The following is a 21,863-nucleotide window of genomic DNA, read 5'->3' on the forward strand; positions in this document are numbered from 1 at the left end:
CACCATGTGCCGAATCATCCTCGCCTCCGGGGACTTCGCGGCGGCCGACATCGCCACCGCCGCCCTGGAGATGAGCTGCGGCCGGACCGCCGACCACGACAACCCCACCAAGGTGCACGCGCACGGCTGGGGCGCCGTCTGGCGCGAGCCCGGGCACGGCCTGCGGGCGCACGCCGACGTACGACCGCTGGTGCAGAGCCTGCACGAGTCCCCGTTGCCGCAGACCAAGACCGACTTCCTCGCGATCCACACCCGCAACGCGACCCTGGAGTCCCAGCGCGGCCCGGCCTTCACCCACCCGCTGACCCGGGACGACGGCTGGTACTTCATGCACAACGGCTACCTGCCGACCGCGTACCTGGCCCTGGGACTGGAGGCCTCCGCGTTCGACTCGCGGGAGTACTTCGACCACCTCGTCCCGTACGGCGCCGACGGCCTCGACCAGGCCGCCGCTCTGGGCAAGCTGGACGCCCTGCCTCCCGGCGGCAACTCCGGCAACGCCGTCGCCGTCCATCCCGCCGGCGCCTACCTGGTGCACTGGAGCGCGCCGGACGTGGCCACTCCGGTGTTCTTCACGATGCAGCGCCTGCGCCTTCCCGGCCTGGAGGTCATCGCCTCCGAGATCGTCCCCGCGCTCGCCCCCGCGACGCAGTGGGAGCCGCTGCCGGCCGGCACGGTCACGCACTTCCCGTTCCCCAAGGAGACGTGAGATGTCCGAGTTCGCCGACCAGTACCGCCACATCCTCCAGAAGATCGACGCGCACGGCGTCGAACTGATCCGCTTCCTGTGGGTGGACCACAACGGCATCGTCCGCGGAAAAGCGGTCACCCGCCGGTTCCTGGAATCCCGGATGGAATCCGGCATCGGCCTGGCCAAGTCACGGCAGGCGGCGAGCCTGATGGACGTCGGCCAGCCGGTGCCCGGCTTCGACGCCGTCGGCGAGGTCCGGCTGGTGCCCGACCCGGACACCTTCATCGTCCTGCCGCACGCGCCGGGCTCCGCGGCCATGCTCTGCGACCTGGTCGAGCTCGACGGCACCCCCTGGGAGGCCTGCCCGCGCACCTTCCTCAAGTCCGCGCTGGCGGCGGCCGGCGACCTGCAGGTCGTGGCCTCCTTCGAGCCCGAGTTCACCCTGTGTGACACCCGGCCGGAGTCCGGTTCCCTCAGCGTCCTCGACGACAGCCTGTGCTTCGACAACGCCGGGTTCGACGCCGCCAACGATTTCGCGGTCGGGCTGACCAGGGCCCTGCAGGGACAGGGCATCGATGTGGAGATGTACCACCCGGAGTTCGGCGCCGGCCAGCACGAGATGACCCTGCGCCACGGCCCCGCCCTCGCGGCGGCCGACCTGTCGGTGTGGCACAAGGTGATCACCCGGGGCATAGCCTCGACGATGGGCCTGTGGGCCACGTTCGCGCCCGTCCCCGCGCCCGGCTTCCGCGGCAACGGCAACCACCTCCACCTGTCGATGTGGCAGGACCGGCCCGGCGGCGCCGGCCCGGTGAACGTGTTCGCCGACGACTCCGACGCACTCGGCCTGTCGGAGCGGGCCTATCACTTCATCGGCGGAGTGCTCCACCACCTGCCCGGCCTGCTGGCGCTGACCTGCGCCGGCGTGAACAGCTACGAGCGGCTCCAGCCGGGCATGTGGTCGGGCGCGCACGCCTGCTACGGCCAGGACAACCGGGAAGCCGCCGTACGGGTGCCCAGCCGGCTGCGCGGCAGCACCGCCGCCTCCACCAACATCGAACTCAAGGCGAGCGACTCCACGGCCAACCCCTACCTGGCCCTGGGCGCCGTCGTCCACGCCGGACTCGACGGCATCGCCCGGCGCCTGGACCCCGGACCGCAGCTCGCCGAGGACCCGAACGGGCTCACCGACGCCCGGCGCGACGCCCTCGGCCTGGCCCTGCCCCGCTCTCTGGAGGAGGCCGTGCAGGCGCTGACACGCGACGAGTTCCTCATGGACGTCCTGGGTCCGCTGCGCCGCCGGCTCTACCCGGCGATCAAGGAGGCCGACATCAGGGTGATGAAGGAGCTGGGGCCGGACTTCGCCTTCCTGACCTACGCCACCCGCTACTGAGCCGGGCACGCACAGGAGGTCGCGATGCTGGAACAGCCGGCGTTCGGTCAACGGCTGCGGGCCCTCCGCCGGGAACGCGGACTGTCGCAGACACAACTGGCCACGGGCGGACTGTCCACGGGCTATCTGTCCCGGCTGGAGTCGGGCACCCGGCCCGTACCCACCCGACGCGTAGTGGAACACCTGTGCCGACGGCTGGGCGTCCCGCCGTCGGCGTTCGAGACGAGACCGTGCCAGAGCCTCGCGCAGGCCCTGGCCCTGGCCGCCTCCTGCGCCCACCCGGCCCGGGCTGCCGGGGACCTCGCCGCCCTGCTCGACAGCGGCGCCGACCGGCTCGACCCGGCGCTGCGGTGGCTGTCGCTGTGGCTTCTCGCCGGCGTACGCCACGAGGAGAGCCAGTACGAGGACGAACACGAACTGCTGGTGGAACTCACCGCGCTCAGCGAAACGATCGGCATCCCCGAGCTGATCGTGCGGGCCCTGACCCGGCTGTCGCGGTGCTCCCGCATGCTCGGGGACACCACCCGCGCCTGCGCCGAGGCGGCGGCCGCGCACCGCCTGGCCGACGGCCTGTCCGCCGCCGACCGCTCGGCGGTCCTGCACGCGCTGATCCGCGCCGAGACCGATGCCGGCCGGCTGGCCGAGGCCCGCGCGTACGTCGGGGAACTGGGCGAGATCACGGCGGAATCCGAGCTCCCGCGCCCCGCTCCCGCCGTGCGACGATCATGACAGCGACGAGAGGACCGAGACGTACATGAGCAGGATGCACGCGGACGAGGCCGAGACCGACGCCGGACTGGTCCGGCGGCTCCTGCGCGCCCAGTTCCCGCAGTGGGCCGAACTGCCGGTCACCCGGCTCTCCTCGGGCGGCACGGTCAACGCGATCTACCGGCTGGGCGAGGACCTGAGCGTCCGGCTGCCGCTGCGCCCCGGCGGCGCCGAAGCCATCGCCATGGAGGCCGAGCTCCTCCCCCGACTGGCCCCCCTGCTGCCGCTGCCGGTCCCCGAGGTCGTCGCCGTCGGCGCCCCCGACACGGAGTACCCCCTGCGCTGGGCGGTGCACCGCTGGATCGAGGGCCGCAACCCGGTCGAGGGCGAGCTCGCCGCACCTGAACTCGTCGCCCGCGACCTCGCCCGCTTCGCCCTCGCCTTCCGCAGTGTCGACCTCCCCGGCGGCCCGCCCGCGCACCGCGGCGAGCCGCTGATCGCCGAGGACGACGAGATGCGGGCCGCCATCGAGGCCCTGCGCCGCACCGACGAGCCCTTCGACGCCGACGAGATCACCGACGCCTGGGAGGAGGCGCTCGCCGCCCCCCGCCATACGGGCCCGCCCTGCTGGACCCACTCCGACCTGATGCCGAGCAACGTGCTGCTCTCCGGCGACCGCCTGGGCGCGGTCATCGACTTCGGCACCGTCGGCATGGGCGAGCCGGCCACCGACCTGATCCCGGCCTGGAACCTGTTGCCCGCCGCCGTCCGCCCGGCGTACCGCGAGGCGGTCCGGGCGGACGACGCGACCTGGGCCCGCAGCCGCGGCTGGGCGCTGTCCATGGCGGTCATCCAGCTCCCGTACTACCGCCGTACCAATCCGGTGATCTCGGCCAACGCCCGGCACGTCATCCGCGAGGTCCTGGCGTCCCGCGCCCAGTAGTCCGGAGCTCCGCCCCGCCCGGCATCGACTCGTCCGTCGAACTGACCGACCGGGCACGAGCGGCGTGCTCCGACGTCGACCTCAGCGTACGGATCCCAGGCAAGGGGCTGTCCGCCGGAATCGCCCGACACCCCGCACCCGCTGCCGGGTGACGGCCGAGGGCCATCCGCACGAGGCGCGCAGCGACTTCACCGACCAGCACGGCCTCTCCGCAGACGGGAGCGAGCGACGAGTACGGCGGGGCCCCCGTGAGAAGGCAGAAGAGCCCGGTTCCCCGGGCTCTTCTGCCTTCTCACGCCGCGTCCTCAGCCGTTGACGGCATCCCGCCAGGCGATCCACCGCCGCAGCGTCCCGAGGTCGAAGTCGGGGCCGCCGGCGCCGACGATGAACAGCGAGACCCCCAGCTCGCGCAGCTCGGGCCCCAGCTCCTCCGGGTCCCCCTCGTGCGCGGCCAGCCCGGACACGCTCGTGGCGACCTCGATCTGCGCGGGGTCCCGGCCCACGTCCGCGCAGTGCCGGTGCAGCACGGACAGCTTGTGCCGCAGCGTGGCCGGGTCCTGGAAGGCGTGCCAGATGTCCGCGTGCTCGGCGACCATCCGCAGGGTGCGCTTCTCGCCGCCGCCGCCGAGCATTACCGGCAGCCTCCCGGCCGGCGCCGGATTGAGCCGCGCCAGCCGGGACTTGATCCGCGGGAGCGCCGCGGCCAGACCCCGCAGCCGCTCCCCGTCGGTCCCGAACGGATAGCCGTACTCGGTGAAGTCCTTCTCGTACCAGCCGGAGCCGAGCCCGAGCAGGGCCCGGCCGCCGCTGATGTGGTCGACCGTACGGGCCATGTCCGCGATCAGGTCGGGGTTGCGGTACCCGACGCAGCTCACCAGCGGCCCGAGCTGCACCGTGGAGGTGGACTCGGCCAGCGCCGCGAGCACCGTCCAGCACTCGAAGTGCTTGCCGTCCGGATCGCCGGTCAGCGGGAAGAAGTGGTCCCAGACGAAGACCACGTCCGCGCCGAGCTCCTCGGCCCCGGCCGCCGCCCGGCGGATCGCCGCGTAGTCGGCGTGCTCGGGCTGCACCTGCAGCCCGATCCGCACCGGCCGCCCCGTCACGCCGACCTCACGTACTCGGAGAAGTGGCGCTCGGCGAACAGCTCCGGACGCTCCGGAGCCAGGTCCAGCTCGCGGGCCCGGCGCAGCATGTAGCGCCAGTACGGCTTGACCGGCGGCCACAGCCTGCCGACCTCACAGTACGAGGCGTCGACGAAGTACCGCGGCTTGCCCGGCACGTCGTCCGGGCGGGGCCGGCGGGCGTGGAACAGCGCCGAGTGCAGGACGACGGTGCTGCCCGGCGGCAGGGCGTCCAGCACGACCTCGCCGGGCAGCGGGCGGGTGCCCAGGTGCACCCGGGCCGCCTTGTCCGCGTGCTCGCGGTGCGACCCGGGCAGCACCACCAGCGAGGAGGTGTCCGCGTCCAGCCCGTCCAGGTAGTGCAGGGCGTGGATCATGGTCGCCGAGCGGTCGTCCTGGGCGCCGTCCTCGTAGTCGTGGTGCCAGGACTTGCCCGGTACGTCCGGGGCCTGGCGGTCGCTGTGCAGGTGGTGGAACACGTACGGCGCCCGGCCCATCAGCTGGTCGATCACCCTCAGCAGCGGGGCGTGGGTGATCAGCTCGCCGTGGGCGGGCAGTTCGAGCTCCATGATGGGCGGCACGCCGAACCGCTGCGGGTCCCGCACCGAGTCGATGGACCGCGCCCGCAGTCCGTGGTCCACCCACCGGTCGACCTCGGGCCTCATCCGCTCGACCAGGTCCGGTGGCAGGAAGCCGGGCAGGACCAGATAGCCGAGCTCCTGGAACTGCCGGAGCTGGTCGGCGCGCAGCGCGACCGCCGGAGCGGCGAGTTCGAGCAGGGCGGCGTTCGGTGTCATCGCAATTACCCCCAGAATCCCTACGAATGTGCGAACAGCTGATCGATGAAGGCGGAGCGGAACTTGCCTTCCGGGTCGTACTTGCGCGCGAGCCGGGCGAAGTCCGCGGCCCGCGGGTAGCCGGCGGCGATCCGCGCGGCCGGGGTCTCGGTGAGCTTGGCCCAGTGCGGCCGGGCTCCCAGCGGCATCAGGAGCTCCTCGACGGCCGCGATCACCGGCCGGACCGCGGGCAGGTCCTTGAGCCAGGTGAAGTGGAAGGTGACGGTGTCGCGTCCGTGGGCGGAGCTCAGCCACAGGTCGTCACCACGGACGGTGCGCACCTCGGCGATGTGCAGCACCGGGGCGATCCGGTCGGCCACCGAGCGGATCGCGGCGAATGCCTCCGCCGCCCGCTCCCGGGGCACGAAGTACTCCGACTGCAGCTCCTCACCGGCGCCCGGCGTGAGCTCCGGCCGGAAGTGCGGCAGCCGCTGGTACCAGGGACCGGGCACGCCCAGCTGCTCGGTGCTCGAACCCGGGTCCACTCCGGGTACCGGATGGACCGGTACGGTCGCCTCCCGGCCGCCGGCCCAGCCGGAGGCGGGCCGGTCGGTCCTGTGCTTGAGCCACACCGACCCCAGCCCGCTGGCCCAGTCGGTGAACAGGCTGACGCTGTACGCGGCGCCGAACACCGCGTCCACGTCCCCGGCCACCTCGTCCAGCGGCACGTCGAGCCGGACCCGCTGGGCCACCTCGTAGGCGGGCTCCACCTCCAGGGTGAGCCGGGTGACGACACCCAGCGCGCCCAGCGCCACCACCGCCCCGGCGAACTCGTCACCGTGGGTGTCGCGCCGCAGCTTGACCAGGTCGCCCTGCGGCCCGACGAACTCCAGCGCGCGCACCGCCGCCGCGAGGCAGCGCTGGTCGTCGCCCGAGCCGTGGGTGCCGGTGGCCACCGAGCCGGCCACCGAGATGTGCGGCAGCGAGGCCATGTTGCCCAGGGCGTGCCCGGCCCCGTGCAGGAGCCGGGCCAGCTCGGCGTAGCGGGTGCCCGCCGACAACGTCACGGTCCGCTCCTGCGCGTCCACCACGATGGACTGCGGCAACAGGTCCAGCCGCACCAGGTCGCCGGTGGTGTCCGCGACGGCACTGAAGGAGTGCCCGGTGCCCAGTGCCCGGATCCGGTCGGACGAGGCGACGAGCGCGCGCAGCTCGTCGAGCGTGCGCGGCCGGTGCACCCGGCGCGCCCCGTACGTCAGACTGCCGGCCCAGTTGCTCAGCGTCTGCGCCTGCGCCCGTATCTGTGTCTGCGTCATGGTGCTCACCGGCTCTGACCGGTCAGGGCGGGCGCGGCGAGCTGCTCCTCGACGGGTACGAACGTCAGCCCGCGCTCCAGCAGCCCCTCGATGGCGGGGGCCAGCGCGGCCACGGTCTGCGAGCGGTCGCCGCCGCTGTCGTGCAGCAGCACGATCGAACCGGGTCCTGCCTCCCGGACCACCCGGTCGGCGATGGTGTCCGCGCCCGGCATCTGCCAGTCGTCGGGCGCCACGTCCCACAGCACGGTGGTCATCCCCGACTCCGCGAGCTGCTCCAGCACCTCGGGGGAGCGCGATCCGTACGGCGGCCGGAACAGTGTGGGCGCCGGTCCGCCGGTGGCCTCGGCGATCGCCTCGTTGGTGCGCTCCAGCTGTTCTGCGAGCTGGGTCCGGGTCAGCTCGAAGAGCATCGGGTGCGACCAGGTGTGGTTGGCGACGCCGTGCCCCTCCTCCCGCATCCGCGCCAGGTACTCGGGGTAGGCCTTCGCGAACATCCCGGTGCAGAAGAAGGTGGCCTTGACGCCGTAGCGCGCCAGGACGTCCAGCACCTGTCCGGTGTACGGCGGCTGCGGACCGTCGTCGAAGGTCAGCGAGACCTCCGGCCGCTCCCCGCTGCCCCGGCTCACGCATGCACCGCGCGCGGCCCACGCGTCCCATGCCCGCTCACTGCTGCGGGCGAAGGCGTCGAGATCGTCCTCCCGCCCGGTCTGTGTCCCGCGGTCGCGCTGCAACCGCGTCGGCTCCGGCTGCGCGCGACGGGCCGCGGCGGCGATCTCCCCGGCGGGCACGGACCCGAAATCGGGCCTGGCGCCCAGCAGCTGGGGGTCCGCGCGGTGCACGGTCAGGCCCGCGGCCATCAGGCGCCCGTCGAGCACGCCATTGGTGCTGTCGATCACGGCGACGAGCGGATCCTCGAGGTCCCGCAGGTACGCGATCAGCTCCCGGGTGTCCCGGGGTCCGAACAGCCGTGCGTTCCGTCGGCGTTCCCCGTGCTCGTCGATGACATCCACCGTGAAGCCGTCGCCGCTCCAGCCTATTCCCGAATAGAGCATTCGCCCTCCAGGTTGGCAACTCGTTGTCAAATGCTTGTCATGAGCCGACTGGCGGTTTCTCCTGCAATTTGCCGCGGCCGACGCATGTCGCATAGTGCCCAGAGCATGGCGGGTTTGGCGCATCGATGTCAAGTTTTGGCAACTTAATTGCCTGATGGAGTGTCGTCCGGCGAGCCGCCCCGGTTCCGCTGCAATGCCGTACAAGCCCTGCTGTATCGATGTGCTCGCCGCGCATGGCCGTCTGGGCGAGGCCGCCGCCGAACCGCTGGTCGTGGACGGGGGCTGCGCGTCGCGGCCTGCTCGGCGGAGCTCTCCGGCTGCCAGGGCGGCGTACGCGGCGCGGACGAAGAGGGGGCCCGGGATCGCGAACACGGTGCGCTGATCGCTCTTCAGAACAGCCTGGTACCGGCTTCGGGAGACCGCGACCGTGCCGCGCGTGTCAGGAACAAGCGCGCCAGAGCGGATGTGAAGACGGGGATAGGAGCGTGACGATCGCCGCCGGCGGCCACGTCGCCCGGGTCGGCGGCAGGGTTCCGGGCAGTCAGGTCAGTGTCCACCCCATGCCGCGCAGCGTGGCACAGGAACCGTTCGAAGCCGGTTGCCGTGCGCCGGGAACGGGATCGGCCGCTCCCGGGAAGTCGAAGACGTCCGCCCCGGCCACCTGAAGGTGGCCGGGGCGGACGTCTTTCGGGCTCTTCGGGTCCTGTCGGTGGATCAGTGATAGGCGACCGAAGAGTGCGGTGCGGCGGCGGGGGTGGAAGCCGCACCAGCGGTGGTCGGGATGTGCTGCGGCTCCTGCGACTGGGCGGCCTCGACCGCGCCGGGCAGCGCCGCCTCGATCGGGGTCTTGCGCAGCAGCAGGGTGGTGACGACCGCGGTGAGGAGCATCAGGGCCGCGCCGGCGACCGAGGCCACCTGGAGGCCGTGCGTGAAGGCCTCCCGGCTGGCGTCGATCACCTGGGCGCCGACCTGCTGCGACTGGTGGGCGGCGACGTCTGCCGCACCGCCGATGGTGTTGCGCAGCGAGTCGAGCGCCGAGCCGGTGACGCCCTCGGGGCTGATCTTGGCCATGTCGTCGCGGTAGACGGCGGAGCCGATGGAGCCGAGCGAGGCGAAGCCGAAGGCGATGCCGAACTCGGTGAAGGTCTCGGAGGTCGCCACCGAGGAGCCGGCCTGCTCCGGCGGGGCCGAGGTGACCACGATCTCGGCGGCCAGCGTCTTCGAGGCCACCATGCCGCCGGCCAGGAGGCCGACGCCGACGAGGACGATCGCGATGCTGGAGTCGACCTCGACCATGGTCAGGACGCCGAAGCCGGCGGCCATGATGACCAGGGCGGAGCCGATGAGGACGGCCGGGCGGACCTTGCGGCCGAGCGAGGCCGACAGGGCGACGGCGATACCGATGGCCGGCATCGGGGCCAGCGACCAGAGCGAGGCGGTGAGCGGGGAGTACCCGAGCACCATCTGGAGGTACTGGTTGGTCAGGACGCTGCTGCCCATCAGGGCGAAGGCGACCATCAGGTTGACGATGACGGCGCCGCTGAAGCCGCCGCTGCGGAACAGCGAGATGTTGATCATCGGGTTGGCGGCGGTCTTCTGGCGGATCACGAAGGCGATGACGAGGACGGCGCCGACGACGGCCCAGATGACCGCGCCCTGGCTGTAACCCTCGATGACGAGCTCCTTGAACCCGTAGATCAGCGTCATGACGCCGGCCAGGGAGAGCGCGGTGCTCAGCAGGTCCAGCTTGCCGCGGTTCGGGTCACGGTACTCGGGGAGCAGGAACGGCGCCGAAAGCAGGACCAGGACCATCACCGGGGTGTTGATCAGGAAGACCGAGCCCCACCAGAAGTTGTTCAGCAGGAGGCCGCCGACGACGGGACCGATGGCGGCACCCGAGGTGAGCGTGCCACCCCAGGCCGCGATGGCCGTCTTGCGCTCCTTGGAGTCGTGGAACATGTTGCGGATCAGCGCCAGCGACGTCGGCGTCAGGGTCGACGCGGCGAGGCCGAGCAGGGCCCGCGAGGCGATGAGCATCTCGGGGCTGGTGGAGAAAGCGGCGCAGGCGGAGGCCACGCCGAACAGGGCGGCACCGATCAGCAGCAGCTTGCGGCGGCCGATGCGGTCGCCCAGCCAGCCGACGGTGACCAGGGTGCCGGCCAGGACGAAGCTGTAGATGTCCATGATCCACAGCAGCTGCGAGGCCGTGGGTGAGATGTCCTCACTCAGCGGCGCGATCGCGAATCCCAGCACGGATACATCGACAGAGACCAGCAGGGTGACCAGAACGATCACTCCGAGGCCGATCCACTCCTTCGTTCCTGCCTTGGGCTTCAGTTCCGTCATGGCAATCGTCCATATCCTCTCGGCGTACGCGGCACGCAGAGCGTATCAGGTACGCACACGCGTGTCACGTACTCGTTGGGGGGTGGAGGGTTCGGTGGGGGGCTGCGCCGCGAACGGTGGGGGCGGGAACGGGTCCTGCGAGGAGCGGCGGAAGACAGCATGAGCGCCGTGGGGTGAAGTACCCCAGGCGCTCGTCGGAATTGATATGAGTGAGATCCTGCACGGAAATCGGATCGCCGGTACGGGCTGCTAACTCCGGGTATGTGTAAGGCATGGCTGTATCCCTGAAAGCAAGCGTTTTTCCGGATGGGCGATTCGCCTGACCTGACTGTCGTCAGAGTTTCCGTACTGAACGCTAACGGAGCGAATTGCTCCACAGCCACCCCTATCCACCCCTAACCCGACCCCTGGTATGCCGTTGCCCGCGCCAAGGGGTCAAGTCGGCGGCGCGGCGCCAACTCCGGCCGCTCGTCGACGGGGAGGGGTGGGGCGGCCGTGATCCTAGGGGGCCCGGGGCCGTGCTCAGGGGTGGGCGGACCACCCCCCACCGAAGTAATTTTCGAGAGATCTCAGTCCGTGGCGAGTTTGTGGAACGTACGTGCCGGCTCGGCGCAGGGTCGGAATTCCTGCCCGGAGCGCACGGGAAAACCCAGCTCGCCTCGGCGCCGTCGAATGGCAATAGGAGGGTGTGCTCGGTGAGCAACGAGGAGAAGCTTCTCGGGTACCTACGCCGGGCTACCACCGACTTGCGTGAGGCCCGCAAAAGGCTCGCGGCGGCGGAGCGCAGGTCATCGGGTGAGCCGATCGCGGTCGTGGGCATGGCCTGCCGGTACCCGGGCGGTGTCACCTCCCCCGACGAGCTCTGGCGGCTCGTGGCCGAGGGCCGGGACGGCGTGTCCGCGTTCCCCGAGGACCGCGGCTGGAACACCGACGCCCTGTACGACCCCGAGCCGGGCAAGCCCGGGCGGACGATCACCCGCGAGGGCGGCTTCCTCTACGACGCCGGCGACTTCGACGCGGGCCTGTTCGGGATCTCCCCGCGCGAGGCCCTGGCCCTCGACCCCCAGCAGCGGCTGCTCCTGGAGACCTCGTGGGAGGCCATCGAGAACGCCGGCATCGCCCCGCACACCCTGCGCGGCACGAAGACCGGCGTCTTCGGCGGCGTGATGTACCACGACTACGCGCTCGGCACCGAGGCCGCGGCCACCACCGGAGGCAGCCTCGTCACCGGCCGCGTCGCGTTCAGCCTGGGTCTGGAGGGCCCGGCCGTCACCATCGACACGGCCTGCTCCTCCTCCCTCGTCGCCCTGCACCTGGCCGCGCAGTCCCTGAACTCCGGCGAGTCCACGCTCGCGCTGGCCGGCGGGGTCACGGTGATGACCGAGCCGGACATGTTCCTCTACTTCAGCCACCAGCGCGGCATGGCCGCCGACGGCCGCTGCAAGCCCTTCGCCTCGAACGCCGACGGCACCGGCTGCTCCGAGGGCGTCGGCGTCCTCGTCCTGGAGCGGCTCTCCGACGCCCGCCGCAACGGCCACCCCGTCCTCGCGGTCATCCGCGGCTCCGCCGTCAACCAGGACGGCGCGTCCAGTTCCATGACCGCCCCCAACGGGCCGTCCCAGCAGCGGGTCATCCGCAGCGCCCTGGAGAACGCCGGCCTGACCGTCGCCGACGTCGACGCCGTGGAGGCTCACGGCACCGGCACCCGCCTCGGCGACCCCATCGAGGCGCAGGCGCTGCTCGCCACGTACGGGCAGGGCCGCGACGAGGACCAGCCGCTGTGGCTCGGCTCCCTCAAGTCCAACCTCGCGCACACGCAGGCCGCGGCCGGCGTCGGCGGCGTCATCAAGATGATCCAGGCACTGCGCCACGGCCTGCTGCCCAAGACCCTGTACGCCGAGGACCCGACCCCGCACGTCGACTGGACGGCGGGCAACGTCAGGCTGCTGACCGAGCCGGTCGCCTGGCCGGCGGGCGAGCGCCCGCGCCGGGCCGGCATCTCCTCCTTCGGCCTCAGCGGTACGAACGCCCACGTCATCGTCGAGGAAGCCCCGGCCGCCGGCCCGGTGGAGGCCGACGCGGTGGAGCCCGACGCGGATGTCCGTACCCTCCCGCTGGTCCCCGTCGCCGTCTCGGGCCGCTCGCCGAAGGCCCTGGCGGAGCAGGCCGGGCGACTGTACGCCCACGTCACCGCGCACGCGGACCTGAGCCTTGCCGACCTCGGCTTCTCGGCGGCGACCACCCGGACCCCGCACGAGCACCGGGCCGTCGTCGTCGGCGCCGACCGCGAGGAGCTCCTGACGGGCCTCTCGGCGCTCGCGGAGGGCTCGGCGACGTCCGTCGCCGTCCAGGGCGTCGTGCGGGAGGGCCGCTCGGCGTTCCTGTTCACGGGCCAGGGTGCGCAGCGTCCGGGGATGGGGCGTGAACTGCACGCCGCGTTCCCGGTGTTCGCGCAGGCACTGGACGAGGTGGTCGGGGCGCTGGACGCGCACCTGGACCGGCCGCTGTACGAGGTGATGTGGGGCGAGTCCGCCGAGGACGAGGCGCTGCTGAACAGCACCGCCTACACCCAGCCCGCCCTCTTCGCGATCGAGACGGCCCTGTTCCGGCTCGTCGAATCGTGGGGGGTGCGGCCGGACTTCCTGGCCGGCCACTCCATCGGCGAGATCACCGCCGCCCACGCGGCGGGTGTCCTCTCCCTGGAAGACGCGGCCCGACTGGTCACCGCACGCGGCCGCCTCATGCAGGCGCTGCCCGCCGGCGGAGCGATGGCCGCGATCGAAGCCACGGAGGAGGAAGTCCTTCCGTACGTCTCCGACGTCGTGGGCATCGCGGCGATCAACAGCCCCCGCTCCATCGTGGTCTCCGGCGCAGAGGAGGCCGTCGAGGCGATCCGGTCCGCGTTCACCGGTCTGGGCCGCAAGACGACCCGGCTGCGTGTCTCGCACGCCTTCCACTCCCCGCTGATGGATCCGGCGCTCGCGGAGTTCCGTGCCGTCGCCGAGTCCGTGACGTACGCGCCCGCGCAGATCCCCGTCGTCTCCGGGGTCCACGGACAGCTCAGCGAGGACTGGGGCACCCCCGACTACTGGACCCGCCACCTGCGCGAAGCCGTCCGCTTCTCCGACACCGTCCAACACCTCCACGCCAAGGGCGTCACCCGGTTCCTCGAACTCGGCCCCGACGCCGTCCTCACCGCGCTCACCCAGAACACCCTCGACGGCGAAGACGCCGTCGTCGAACCCGCCGTACGCAAGAGCCGGCCCGAGGCGCGCACCCTTCTGACCGCCCTCGCCCGCCTGCACGCCACCGGCACGGCCGTCGACTGGACCGCCTTCTACGCCGGGACCGGCGCCCGGACGGTCGCGCTGCCGACGTACGCGTTCCAGCGCGAGCGGTACTGGATGATCACCGACCTCACGGGCGCCGGTGACGCCTCCGCGTTCGGCCTCGCCCCCGCCGACCACCCGCTGCTCGGCGCGGTCATCTCCTCCCCGGGCACGGACGGGGTGACCTTCAGCGGCCGCCTCGGCGTCGACACCCAGCCCTGGCTGGCCGACCACGACGTGCTCGGCGCCGTGCTGCTGCCCGGCACCGGCTTCGTCGAACTCGCCCTGCACGCAGGTGAGCAGATCGGCCACGGCACCCTGGAGGAGCTCATCCTCCAGGCCCCCCTCGTCCTGCCCGAGCGCGGCGGCGTCGCGCTCCAGGTTTCGGTCGCCGGACCCGACGAACTGGACCGGCGGCCCGTGCTCATCCACTCCCGGCCCCAGGACTCCCTCCCCGACACGCCGTGGGTTCTGCACGCCCAGGGTCTCCTCGCCGCCGCTCCCGCCGCCTCCGGCGCGGACCTCACCGTGTGGCCGCCCGCCGGCGCCGCCGAGGTGGCCGTGGGCGAGGCGTACGAACTGCTCCGCGAGCGCGGCTACCACTACGGGCCGGTGTTCCAGGGCCTCAAGGCCGCCTGGCGCCAGGGCGACGCGGTGTACGCCGAGGTCGAACTGCCCGAGCAGGCGCACGAGGACGCCGACCGCTTCGGCGTTCACCCCGCCCTCCTCGACGCGGCCCTGCACGGCTCCCTGCTGGACGACGGCCGAAGCGACGGCCGAAGCGACAGCCGGGGTGACGGCGAGAACGAAGGCTCCGGCGTGCTGCTGCCGTTCGCCTGGCGCGGCGTGCGCTTCCACGCCGTCGGCGCGACCCGTCTGCGCGTACGGATCGCCCCCTGCGGCCCGGACGGCATCACCATCGACGGCGCCGACACGGACGGTCTCCCCGTCTTCTCCGTCGAGTCGCTCACCTCGCGGCCCGCAGCCCCGGCCGAGTCCGCCGGACAGGCCCCGGGCGGCGCGCTGTTCACCGTCGAGCTCCAGCCGCTGCCGGCCCCCGCCGCCGCCCCCGCCCCGCTGTCCTGGGGGCCGTGGGAGGCCGACGACCGTACCGGGCCCGCCAAGGACGTACTCGTCCTCGACGGCTCGGAAGGCATCGAGGCCGCGGACACCGCCGCCCGGGTGCACGCGGCCGCGGCCCGGGCCCTGGCCCGCGTACAGGAATGGCTCGCGGACGAGCGGTACGCCGACTCCCGCCTGCTCGTCCTCACCCGGGGCGCGGTCGCCGCGCCCGGCGAGGGCGTCACGGACCTGGCCGGTGCGGCGGTCCGCGGTCTCATGCGCTCGGCCCAGGCCGAGAACCCCGGCCGGATCGTCCTGGCCGACCTCGAACCCGGCTCCGCCGGACTCCCGGTGGAGCCCGCCGTCCTGCTGGCCGCCGCCGAGCCCGAGATCGTCGTACGGGGCGGTGCTCCGTACGCCCCGCGCCTGGTCCGTGCGGCGAACGGGGCCACGGCGCCGGAGGCGGTCCCCGCGGTCCGCTTCGACGCCCCCGGCGCCGTCCTGCTCGCCGGCGGCACCGGCACGCTGGGCCGCCTGGTCGCCCGCCACCTCGTCACCGAGCACGGCGTACGGGAGCTCCTGCTGGTCGGCCGCCGCGGCCCCGAGGCCCCCGGCGCCGCCGACCTGCACGCCGAACTCACCGGCCTCGGCGCCGAGGTCACCCTCGCCGCCTGCGACCTCGCCGACCCGGACCAGGCGCGCGAGCTGCTCGCCCGCCACCGGGTGTCCGCCGTGATCCACCTCGCGGGCGTGCTCGGCGATGTCACCATCGGCTCGCTCACCCCCGAGCTGCTGGCGGGCTCGCTGCGCCCCAAGGTCGACGCCGCGTGGAACCTCCACGAGCTGACCCGCGGCCGGGAGCTGTCCGCCTTCGTGCTGTTCTCCTCGGTCGCCGGCGTCCTCGGCAACCCGGGCCAGGGCAACTACGCCGCGGGCAACGCCTTCCTCGACGCCCTCGCCGCCCACCGCCGCGCCGAGGGCCTGCCCGGCCAGTCGCTCGCCTGGGGCCTGTGGGCCACCGAGGGCGACGGCGGCTCCGTCAGCGGCGACGGCATGGCGCAGGAGCTGAACGGCACCGACCTCCAGCGCATGCGCCGCTCCGGCATCGGCGCGCTGTCCGCCGCCGACGGCCTGGCCCTGTTCGAGACCGCCACCGCCTCGGCCGACCCCGTCCTGCTACCGCTCGCACTCGACCTCGCCGCCCTGCGCGCCGCCGAGGAGCTGCCCGCGCAGTTCTCCGCGCTGGTCCGCAGGCGCGCCCGCGCCGCGGCCGGCGCCGGCCGCGCCCGTACCGCCACCCGCGGCCAGGAGCTCGCCGCGCTGCCGGAGAAGGAGCGCCGCCGCGCCCTGCTGGACCTCGTACGCGGCCAGGTGGCCTCGATCCTGGGGCACTCCACCACGGCCGAGGTCGGCCCCGAGCGCGCCTTCAACGAGCTGGGCTTCGACTCGCTCACCGCACTGGAGCTGCGCAACCAGGTCACCACCGCGACCGGCCTGCGGCTGACCCCGACGCTCGTCTTCGACCACCCGAACGCCCAGGCGGTCGCCGAGCACCTCGACACCCTCCTCGCCCCGGCCGCGGACACCGCCGCTGCGGCGACCGTCACGGGCGGCGCGGCGGCCGACGACGACGACCCGATCGTCATCGTCGGCATGGCCTGCCGCTACCCGGGCGGCGTCCGCTCGCCCGAGGACCTGTGGCGCCTCGTCGAGGACGAGGTCGACGCGATCACCGAGTTCCCCGTCAACCGCGGCTGGGACCTCGACGGACTGTACGACCCCGAGCCGGGCACCCCCGGCAAGGTGTACGTCCGCCACGGCGGCTTCCTGCACGACGCCGACGAGTTCGACCCGGCGTTCTTCGGCATGAGCCCCAACGACGCCCTGACCACGGACCCGCAGCACCGGCTGCTGCTGGAGGTCGCCTACGAGGCCCTGGAGCGCGCGGCGATCGACCAGGCCTCGCTGAAGGGCACCTCCACCGGCGTGTTCGCCGGGATCATGTACCACGACTACACGGGCAACAGCGCCGCCGGTTCGCTCGGTTCGGGCCGCGTCTCCTACACGTTCGGCCTCGAAGGCCCGTCCGTGACGGTGGACACCGCCTGCTCCTCCTCGCTGGTCGCCCTGCACCTCGCGGCGCAGGCCCTGCGGTCCGGCGAATGCCCGCTGGCCCTGGTCGGCGGCGTGACCGTGATGTCGTCCACCGAGACCTTCGTGGAGTTCTCGCGCCAGCGCGGCCTGTCCAAGGACGGCCGTTGCAAGTCCTTCTCCGACGCGGCCGACGGCGCCGCCTGGTCCGAGGGCGTCGGCGTCCTCGTCATCGAGCGGCTGTCGGACGCACGGCGCAACGGGCACCAGGTGCTCGCCGTGCTGCGCGGCAGCGCCGTCAACCAGGACGGTGCGAGCAACGGCCTGATGGCGCCGAACGGGCCCTCGCAGCAGCGGGTCATCCGCCAGGCGCTGGCCAACGCGGGCCTGTCGAGCGCGGACGTCGACCTCGTCGAGGCGCACGGTACGGGCACCACCCTCGGCGACCCGATCGAGGCCCAGGCGCTGCTCGCGACGTACGGGCAAGGCCGCGGGGACGCGGAGCCGCTGTGGCTGGGCTCCATCAAGTCGAACATCGGGCACGCGCAGGCCGCTGCCGGTGTGGCCGGGGTCATCAAGATGGTCCAGGCGCTGCGGACCGGCATCATGCCGAAGTCCCTGCACCTGGACACGGCGTCGACCAAGGTCGACTGGGAGGCGGGCGCGGTCCGCCTCCTCGACGAGGCCCGCAAGTGGCCCGAGTCGGACCGCCCGCGCCGCGCCGGCGTCTCCTCGTTCGGCATCAGCGGCACCAACGCCCACGTCATCCTGGAGGCCCCGGCCCTCCCGGAGGCCCCCGCCGGCGAAACCCCCGCCGCGCCGGCGGCGGAGGTCCCGGCGCGGGTCGTGCCGTGGCTGCTCTCCGCGCGGGACGCGGAGGGGCTCGTACGGCAGGCCGGCCGGCTGCTGGCGCACCTGGACACGCTGCCCGCCGCCGAGCCGCGTGACGTCGGGTACTCGCTGGCGACCACGCGGGCGCCCCTGGAACACCGGGTCGCGCTTCTCGCCACCGACTCCGCGCAGGCCCGCCGGGCCTTGGCCGCGCTCGCGGACGGGGCGCCAGCCGCCGTGCCCGCCGTACGGGCGGCCACCGGCCCTCTCACCGCCTTCCTCTTCTCCGGCCAGGGCGCCCAGCGCCCCGGCATGGGGCGCGAACTGCACGCCGCCTTCCCGGTGTTCGCCGAGGCCTTCGACGCCGCCCTCGCCGAACTCGACCGGCACCTGGACCGGCCGCTGCGCGAGGTCGTCTGGGGCGAGGACGCGGGCGAGCTGAGCCGTACGGTCTACACCCAGAGCGGGCTGTTCGCCTTCGAGAGCGCCCTGTTCCGGCTGCTGGAGTCCTGGGGGGTGAGCCCGGACTTCCTCGCCGGGCACTCCATCGGCGAGATCACCGCCGCCCACGTCTGCGGCGTGCTGTCCCTGGCCGACGCCGCCCGGCTGGTCGCCGCCCGCGGCCGGCTGATGCAGGCCCTGCCCTCCGGCGGAGCCATGGCGGCCGTGCAGGCCTCCGAGGAGGAGGTGCTGCCGCTGCTCACCGACGCCGTGAGCATCGGCGCGGTCAACGGACCGCAGTCCGTGGTCGTCTCCGGCGCCGAGGACGAAGTCACCGCGATCCAGGAACACTTCACCGCCCTCGGCCGCAAGACCTCCCGGCTGCGCGTCTCGCACGCCTTCCACTCGCCGCTCATGGAGCCGATGCTCGCCGAGTTCGGCGCCGTCGCGGCCGGACTCACCCCGGCCGAGCCCCGGATCCCGCTCGTGTCGAACGTGACCGGCCGGATCATGACCGCCGAGGAGATCGCCGACCCGCAGTACTGGGTCCGCCACGTCCGCGAGGCCGTCCGCTTCTGCGACGGCGTACGGGCCCTCGCCGAGGCCGGAGCCACCGCCTTCGTCGAGGTCGGCCCGGACGCCGTCCTCGCGGGGCTCGGCCCCGCCTGCCTCGCCGACGCAGAGACCGGCACGGGCCGCGAGACCGACACGGGAACCGGCACCGACGCGGGCACGGGCAGGGGCACCGCCGACGCCCCGGTGTTCGTGGCGCTCTCGCGCCGCGAACACGACGAGGAGCACACCCTCGTCGCCGCCCTCGCCCGGGCCCACACCCACGGCGTCGACGTCGACTGGCACGCCTTCTTCGCCGGCAGCGGCGCACGGCGCGTCGAGCTGCCGACGTATGCCTTCCGCCGCGACCGTTTCTGGGCGCTCGACGAGCGCCGCGGCGGGGACGCCGGCTCGCTCGGCCTCGACGCCGTGGACCACCCGCTGCTGAGCGCGGCTGTCCCCGCCCCCGGCACCGGCGGAGCCACCTTCACCGGCCGCCCCGCCCGCTCCGCCCAGCCCTGGCTGGAGGACCACGACCTGCTCGGTACGGTCGTCCTCCCCGCCACCGGCTTCGTCGAACTGGCCCTGCGCGCCGGGGCCGAGTTCGGCTGCGACCGGCTGGCCGGCCTGACCCTGCACGCCCCGCTGCCGCTGCCCGAGCAGGGCGGCGTCCCCCTCCACGTGGTGGTGGGCGCGCCGGGCGAGGACGGTCTGCGCCCGGTCGGCGTGTACTCCCGGGCCGAGGACGCCGACGGCGACGCGGACTCCGGCTGGACCCTGCACGCCGAGGGCACGCTCACCACCGGCACCACCGGCACCACCGGCACCACCGGCACCACCGGCACCACCGGCACCACCGGCACCACCGGCACCACCGCCCCCGCCGACCTGTCGGCGTGGCCGCCCCCGGGCGCCTCGCCCGTCGCGGTGGCCGACGCGTACGAGCGGCTGCTCGTCCGCGGCTACGGGTACGGCCCCGTCTTCCAGGGCCTGCACGCTGCCTGGCGGCGCGGCGGCGAACTGTTCGCCGAGATCGCGCTGCCCGCCGACGCGGGCTCCGGCGAGGCCGCGGCCGAGCGGTTCACCGTCCACCCCGCCCTGCTCGACGCGGCCCTGCACCTCGACCGCCTCGACCGCCTCGACCAGCCCGGCACCGATGCCCCGGCCCCGCTGACCACCGCCTCCTGGAGCGACCTGCGGCTGCACCGGACCGGCGCCACCGCCCTCCGCGTCCGCATCACCCGCGACGCGCAGGGCACGCTCGCCCTCGAAGCGGCCGACGCCGAGGGCCGCCCCGTCCTGTCGGCGGCCGCGGTCGACCAGCGCACCGTCTCGGCGGAGGAACTGCGCACCGGCGAACAGCCCGGCGCCCTCCACCGGCTGACCTGGATCCAGACCCCCGCCGGCGGCTCCGCGCCGCAGGAGGCGCCCGTCCTCTTCGAATGCCCCGTACCCGAGGGGGCCGCCGACGCCGACGCGGCCGCCCGCGCCCGTACGGTGGCCGCGGCCACCCTGGACCGGCTCGCGCGCTGGATCGGCGAGGAGCAGGAGTCCGCCGCGCCCCTGGCGGTGGTCACCCGCGGGGCCGTCGCCGTCCGCGAGGACGAGGGCGCCGACCTCGCCCAGGCCCCGGTCCCGGGTCTGGTACGGGCCGCCCAGAGCGAGCACCCCGGCCGCTTCGTGCTGGCCGACCTCGACGACACCGAGGCCTCCCGGCAGGCGCTGCCCGCCGCCCTCGGCGCCGGGCTCACCGAGTTCGCGATCCGGGCCGGCACCGTCCTCGTGCCCCGCCTGGCCAAGGCCCCCGCGCCCGCCGCGGACCGGCCGTCCCTGGCGGCCGGCACGGTGCTGGTCACCGGAGCCGGGTCCGCCGCAGGCGCGGCGGTAGCCCGCCGCCTGGTGACCGAGTACGGCGCCGCCCGCCTGCTGCTCGTCCGTACGCGGACCACCGCCGACCCCGGTGACCCCAGCGGCCCCGGTGACCTCAGCACCGACCTCACCGGCCTCGGCGCCGAGACCGTCGTCGCCGACTGCGATCCCGCCGACCGCGCCGCCCTCGCCGCGCTGCTGGCCGGCGTACCCGCCGGGCAGCCGCTCGTCGCGGTCGTCCACGCCGACCTCCCGGCCGGCGCCACCCGCACCGACCCGCAGGACGCCGCCGCACTCGACGCCGACCTGCGGCGCAGCGCCGACGCGGCCTGGAACCTGCACGAGCTCACCCTCGAACAGCCCCTCGCGGCCTTCCTGCTGCTGTCCTCCTCCGCCGGGCTCATGCACGGCGCCGGACAGGGCGCCCGCGCCGCCGCGGCCGGCTTCCTCAGCTCGCTCGCCCGGCACCGCCGCACCCTCGGACTCGCCGCCACCGCCCTCGCCTTCGGGCCCTGGGAGGCGGCCGCCGCGCCCGCCGGGCAGACGGAGCTGCTGGCCTCGCTCGGACTGCCCGCGCTGGGCGCCGAGCGCGGCCTGGCCCTGCTCGACGAGGCGCTGCGCACCCCCGAGGCGGACCTGACCGCCCTCGACCTGGACCGCGGCACCCTCCGCGCGGCCGCCGGCCGGGTCCCGGCCGTCCTGGCCGGCTTCGTACGGACGCCCGCCGGCCGCTCGGGCCGGGGCGGCGACGAGGCCGAAGGGCTGCGGCGCCGGCTCACCGGCCTGGACCCGGCGGAGCGGGAGCGGCTGCTCCTGGAGCTGACGCGCTCGCAGGTCGCCGGACTGCTCGGCCACGCCTCGGCCGACGCCGTCGCCGCCGACCAGTCGTTCCAGGAGCTCGGCTTCGACTCGCTGGCCGTCGTCGAACTGCGCAGCCGCCTGGGCACGGCCACCGGACTCGCCCTCCCGGCGAGCCTCGCCTTCGACTTCCCGACCTCGCGGGCCGTGGCCGGCTACCTGGCCGACGCCCTGCGGCCCGAGGACAACGACGGGACGCACGCGGTGACCGAGGTGCTGGACCAGCTGGACGCGGCCCTCGCCGCCGTCGCCCAGGGCGCCGCCGACCCCGCCCGCATCACCGCACGGCTCGAAGCGGTACTGCGCCGCTGGCAGGACACCCGCACCACCGAACCGGCCGGCCCGGAGCAGGACTTCGAGGCGGTCACCGACGACGAACTGTTCGAGGCACTGGACCGGGAGCTCGGGCTCTGACCCGCCGCGACAACGGACAACGACCCCGACCGCCGCGATCCACAGTTGGCTTCAGATTGGTTGACTTCAG

General features: G+C 73.8%; 10 protein-coding genes. 5 read left to right on the forward strand and 5 right to left on the reverse strand.

From position 1 onward, the window contains the following. Window positions 1–4 precede the first annotated feature (4 nt). The 4 genes from ACS04_RS30840 to ACS04_RS30855 are packed head-to-tail and all read left to right on the forward strand — an operon-like array spanning window position 5 to window position 3,735. Complete coding sequence (locus tag ACS04_RS30840) at window positions 5–709, forward strand: class II glutamine amidotransferase (protein WP_053081048.1); 705 nt, start codon at window positions 5–7, stop codon at window positions 707–709. A 1-nt stretch (window position 710) separates the two neighbouring features. After that, a complete protein-coding gene (locus ACS04_RS30845) occupies window positions 711–2,084 on the forward strand; it encodes a glutamine synthetase family protein (RefSeq protein WP_048480116.1) in 1,374 nt (457 codons plus the stop codon). A gap of 24 nt (window positions 2,085–2,108) precedes the next feature. Next, entirely contained in the window at window positions 2,109–2,813 is a 705-nt protein-coding gene (locus ACS04_RS30850) for a helix-turn-helix domain-containing protein (RefSeq protein ID WP_053081049.1), read from the forward strand. A gap of 34 nt (window positions 2,814–2,847) precedes the next feature. Then, entirely contained in the window at window positions 2,848–3,735 is an 888-nt protein-coding gene (locus tag ACS04_RS30855) for an aminoglycoside phosphotransferase family protein (protein WP_048480117.1), read from the forward strand. Window positions 3,736–4,040: 305 nt separating this feature from the next. On the opposite strand, the gene ACS04_RS30860 is transcribed toward ACS04_RS30855, so the two are convergent. The 5 genes from ACS04_RS30860 to ACS04_RS30880 form a co-directional block, all read right to left on the reverse strand. Continuing rightward, on the reverse strand, window positions 4,041–4,823 hold the full coding sequence (locus ACS04_RS30860; RefSeq protein ID WP_245236626.1) for an LLM class F420-dependent oxidoreductase: 783 nt from the start codon (window positions 4,821–4,823) through the stop codon (window positions 4,041–4,043). An 11-nt stretch (window positions 4,824–4,834) separates the two neighbouring features. Next, on the reverse strand, window positions 4,835–5,653 hold the full coding sequence (locus tag ACS04_RS30865) for a phytanoyl-CoA dioxygenase family protein (RefSeq protein ID WP_078865531.1): 819 nt from the start codon (window positions 5,651–5,653) through the stop codon (window positions 4,835–4,837). Window positions 5,654–5,673: 20 nt separating this feature from the next. Continuing rightward, window positions 5,674–6,948, reverse strand: coding sequence for a D-arabinono-1,4-lactone oxidase (locus ACS04_RS30870; RefSeq protein WP_048480174.1), 1,275 nt, complete (start codon window positions 6,946–6,948; stop codon window positions 5,674–5,676). Window positions 6,949–6,953: 5 nt separating this feature from the next. Beyond that, window positions 6,954–8,000, reverse strand: coding sequence for a polysaccharide deacetylase family protein (locus tag ACS04_RS30875; RefSeq protein ID WP_048480119.1), 1,047 nt, complete (start codon window positions 7,998–8,000; stop codon window positions 6,954–6,956). A gap of 714 nt (window positions 8,001–8,714) precedes the next feature. Further along, window positions 8,715–10,346, reverse strand: coding sequence for an MFS transporter (locus ACS04_RS30880; protein ID WP_048480120.1), 1,632 nt, complete (start codon window positions 10,344–10,346; stop codon window positions 8,715–8,717). A 695-nt stretch (window positions 10,347–11,041) separates the two neighbouring features. Here ACS04_RS30880 and ACS04_RS39785 point away from each other — a divergent pair. Further along, window positions 11,042–21,793, forward strand: a complete 10,752-nt coding sequence (locus ACS04_RS39785) for a type I polyketide synthase (protein ID WP_048480121.1) — start codon at window positions 11,042–11,044, stop codon at window positions 21,791–21,793. Window positions 21,794–21,863: the final 70 nt, after the last annotated feature.

This window comes from Streptomyces roseus (assembly GCF_001044425.1).
GTDB classification, from domain to species: Bacteria; Actinomycetota; Actinomycetes; order Streptomycetales; family Streptomycetaceae; genus Streptomyces; species Streptomyces roseus.

Coding starts and splice junctions, on each gene's coding strand:
- ACS04_RS30845 (WP_048480116.1), top strand. CDS start 711: ATGTCCGAGTTCGCCGACCAGTACCGCCACATCCTCCAGAAGATCGAC.
- ACS04_RS30840 (WP_053081048.1), top strand. CDS start 5: ATGTGCCGAATCATCCTCGCCTCCGGGGACTTCGCGGCGGCCGACATC.
- ACS04_RS30865 (WP_078865531.1), bottom strand. CDS start 5,653: ATGACACCGAACGCCGCCCTGCTCGAACTCGCCGCTCCGGCGGTCGCG.
- ACS04_RS30875 (WP_048480119.1), bottom strand. CDS start 8,000: ATGCTCTATTCGGGAATAGGCTGGAGCGGCGACGGCTTCACGGTGGAT.
- ACS04_RS30850 (WP_053081049.1), top strand. CDS start 2,109: ATGCTGGAACAGCCGGCGTTCGGTCAACGGCTGCGGGCCCTCCGCCGG.
- ACS04_RS30870 (WP_048480174.1), bottom strand. CDS start 6,948: ATGACGCAGACACAGATACGGGCGCAGGCGCAGACGCTGAGCAACTGG.
- ACS04_RS30855 (WP_048480117.1), top strand. CDS start 2,848: ATGCACGCGGACGAGGCCGAGACCGACGCCGGACTGGTCCGGCGGCTC.
- ACS04_RS30880 (WP_048480120.1), bottom strand. CDS start 10,346: ATGACGGAACTGAAGCCCAAGGCAGGAACGAAGGAGTGGATCGGCCTC.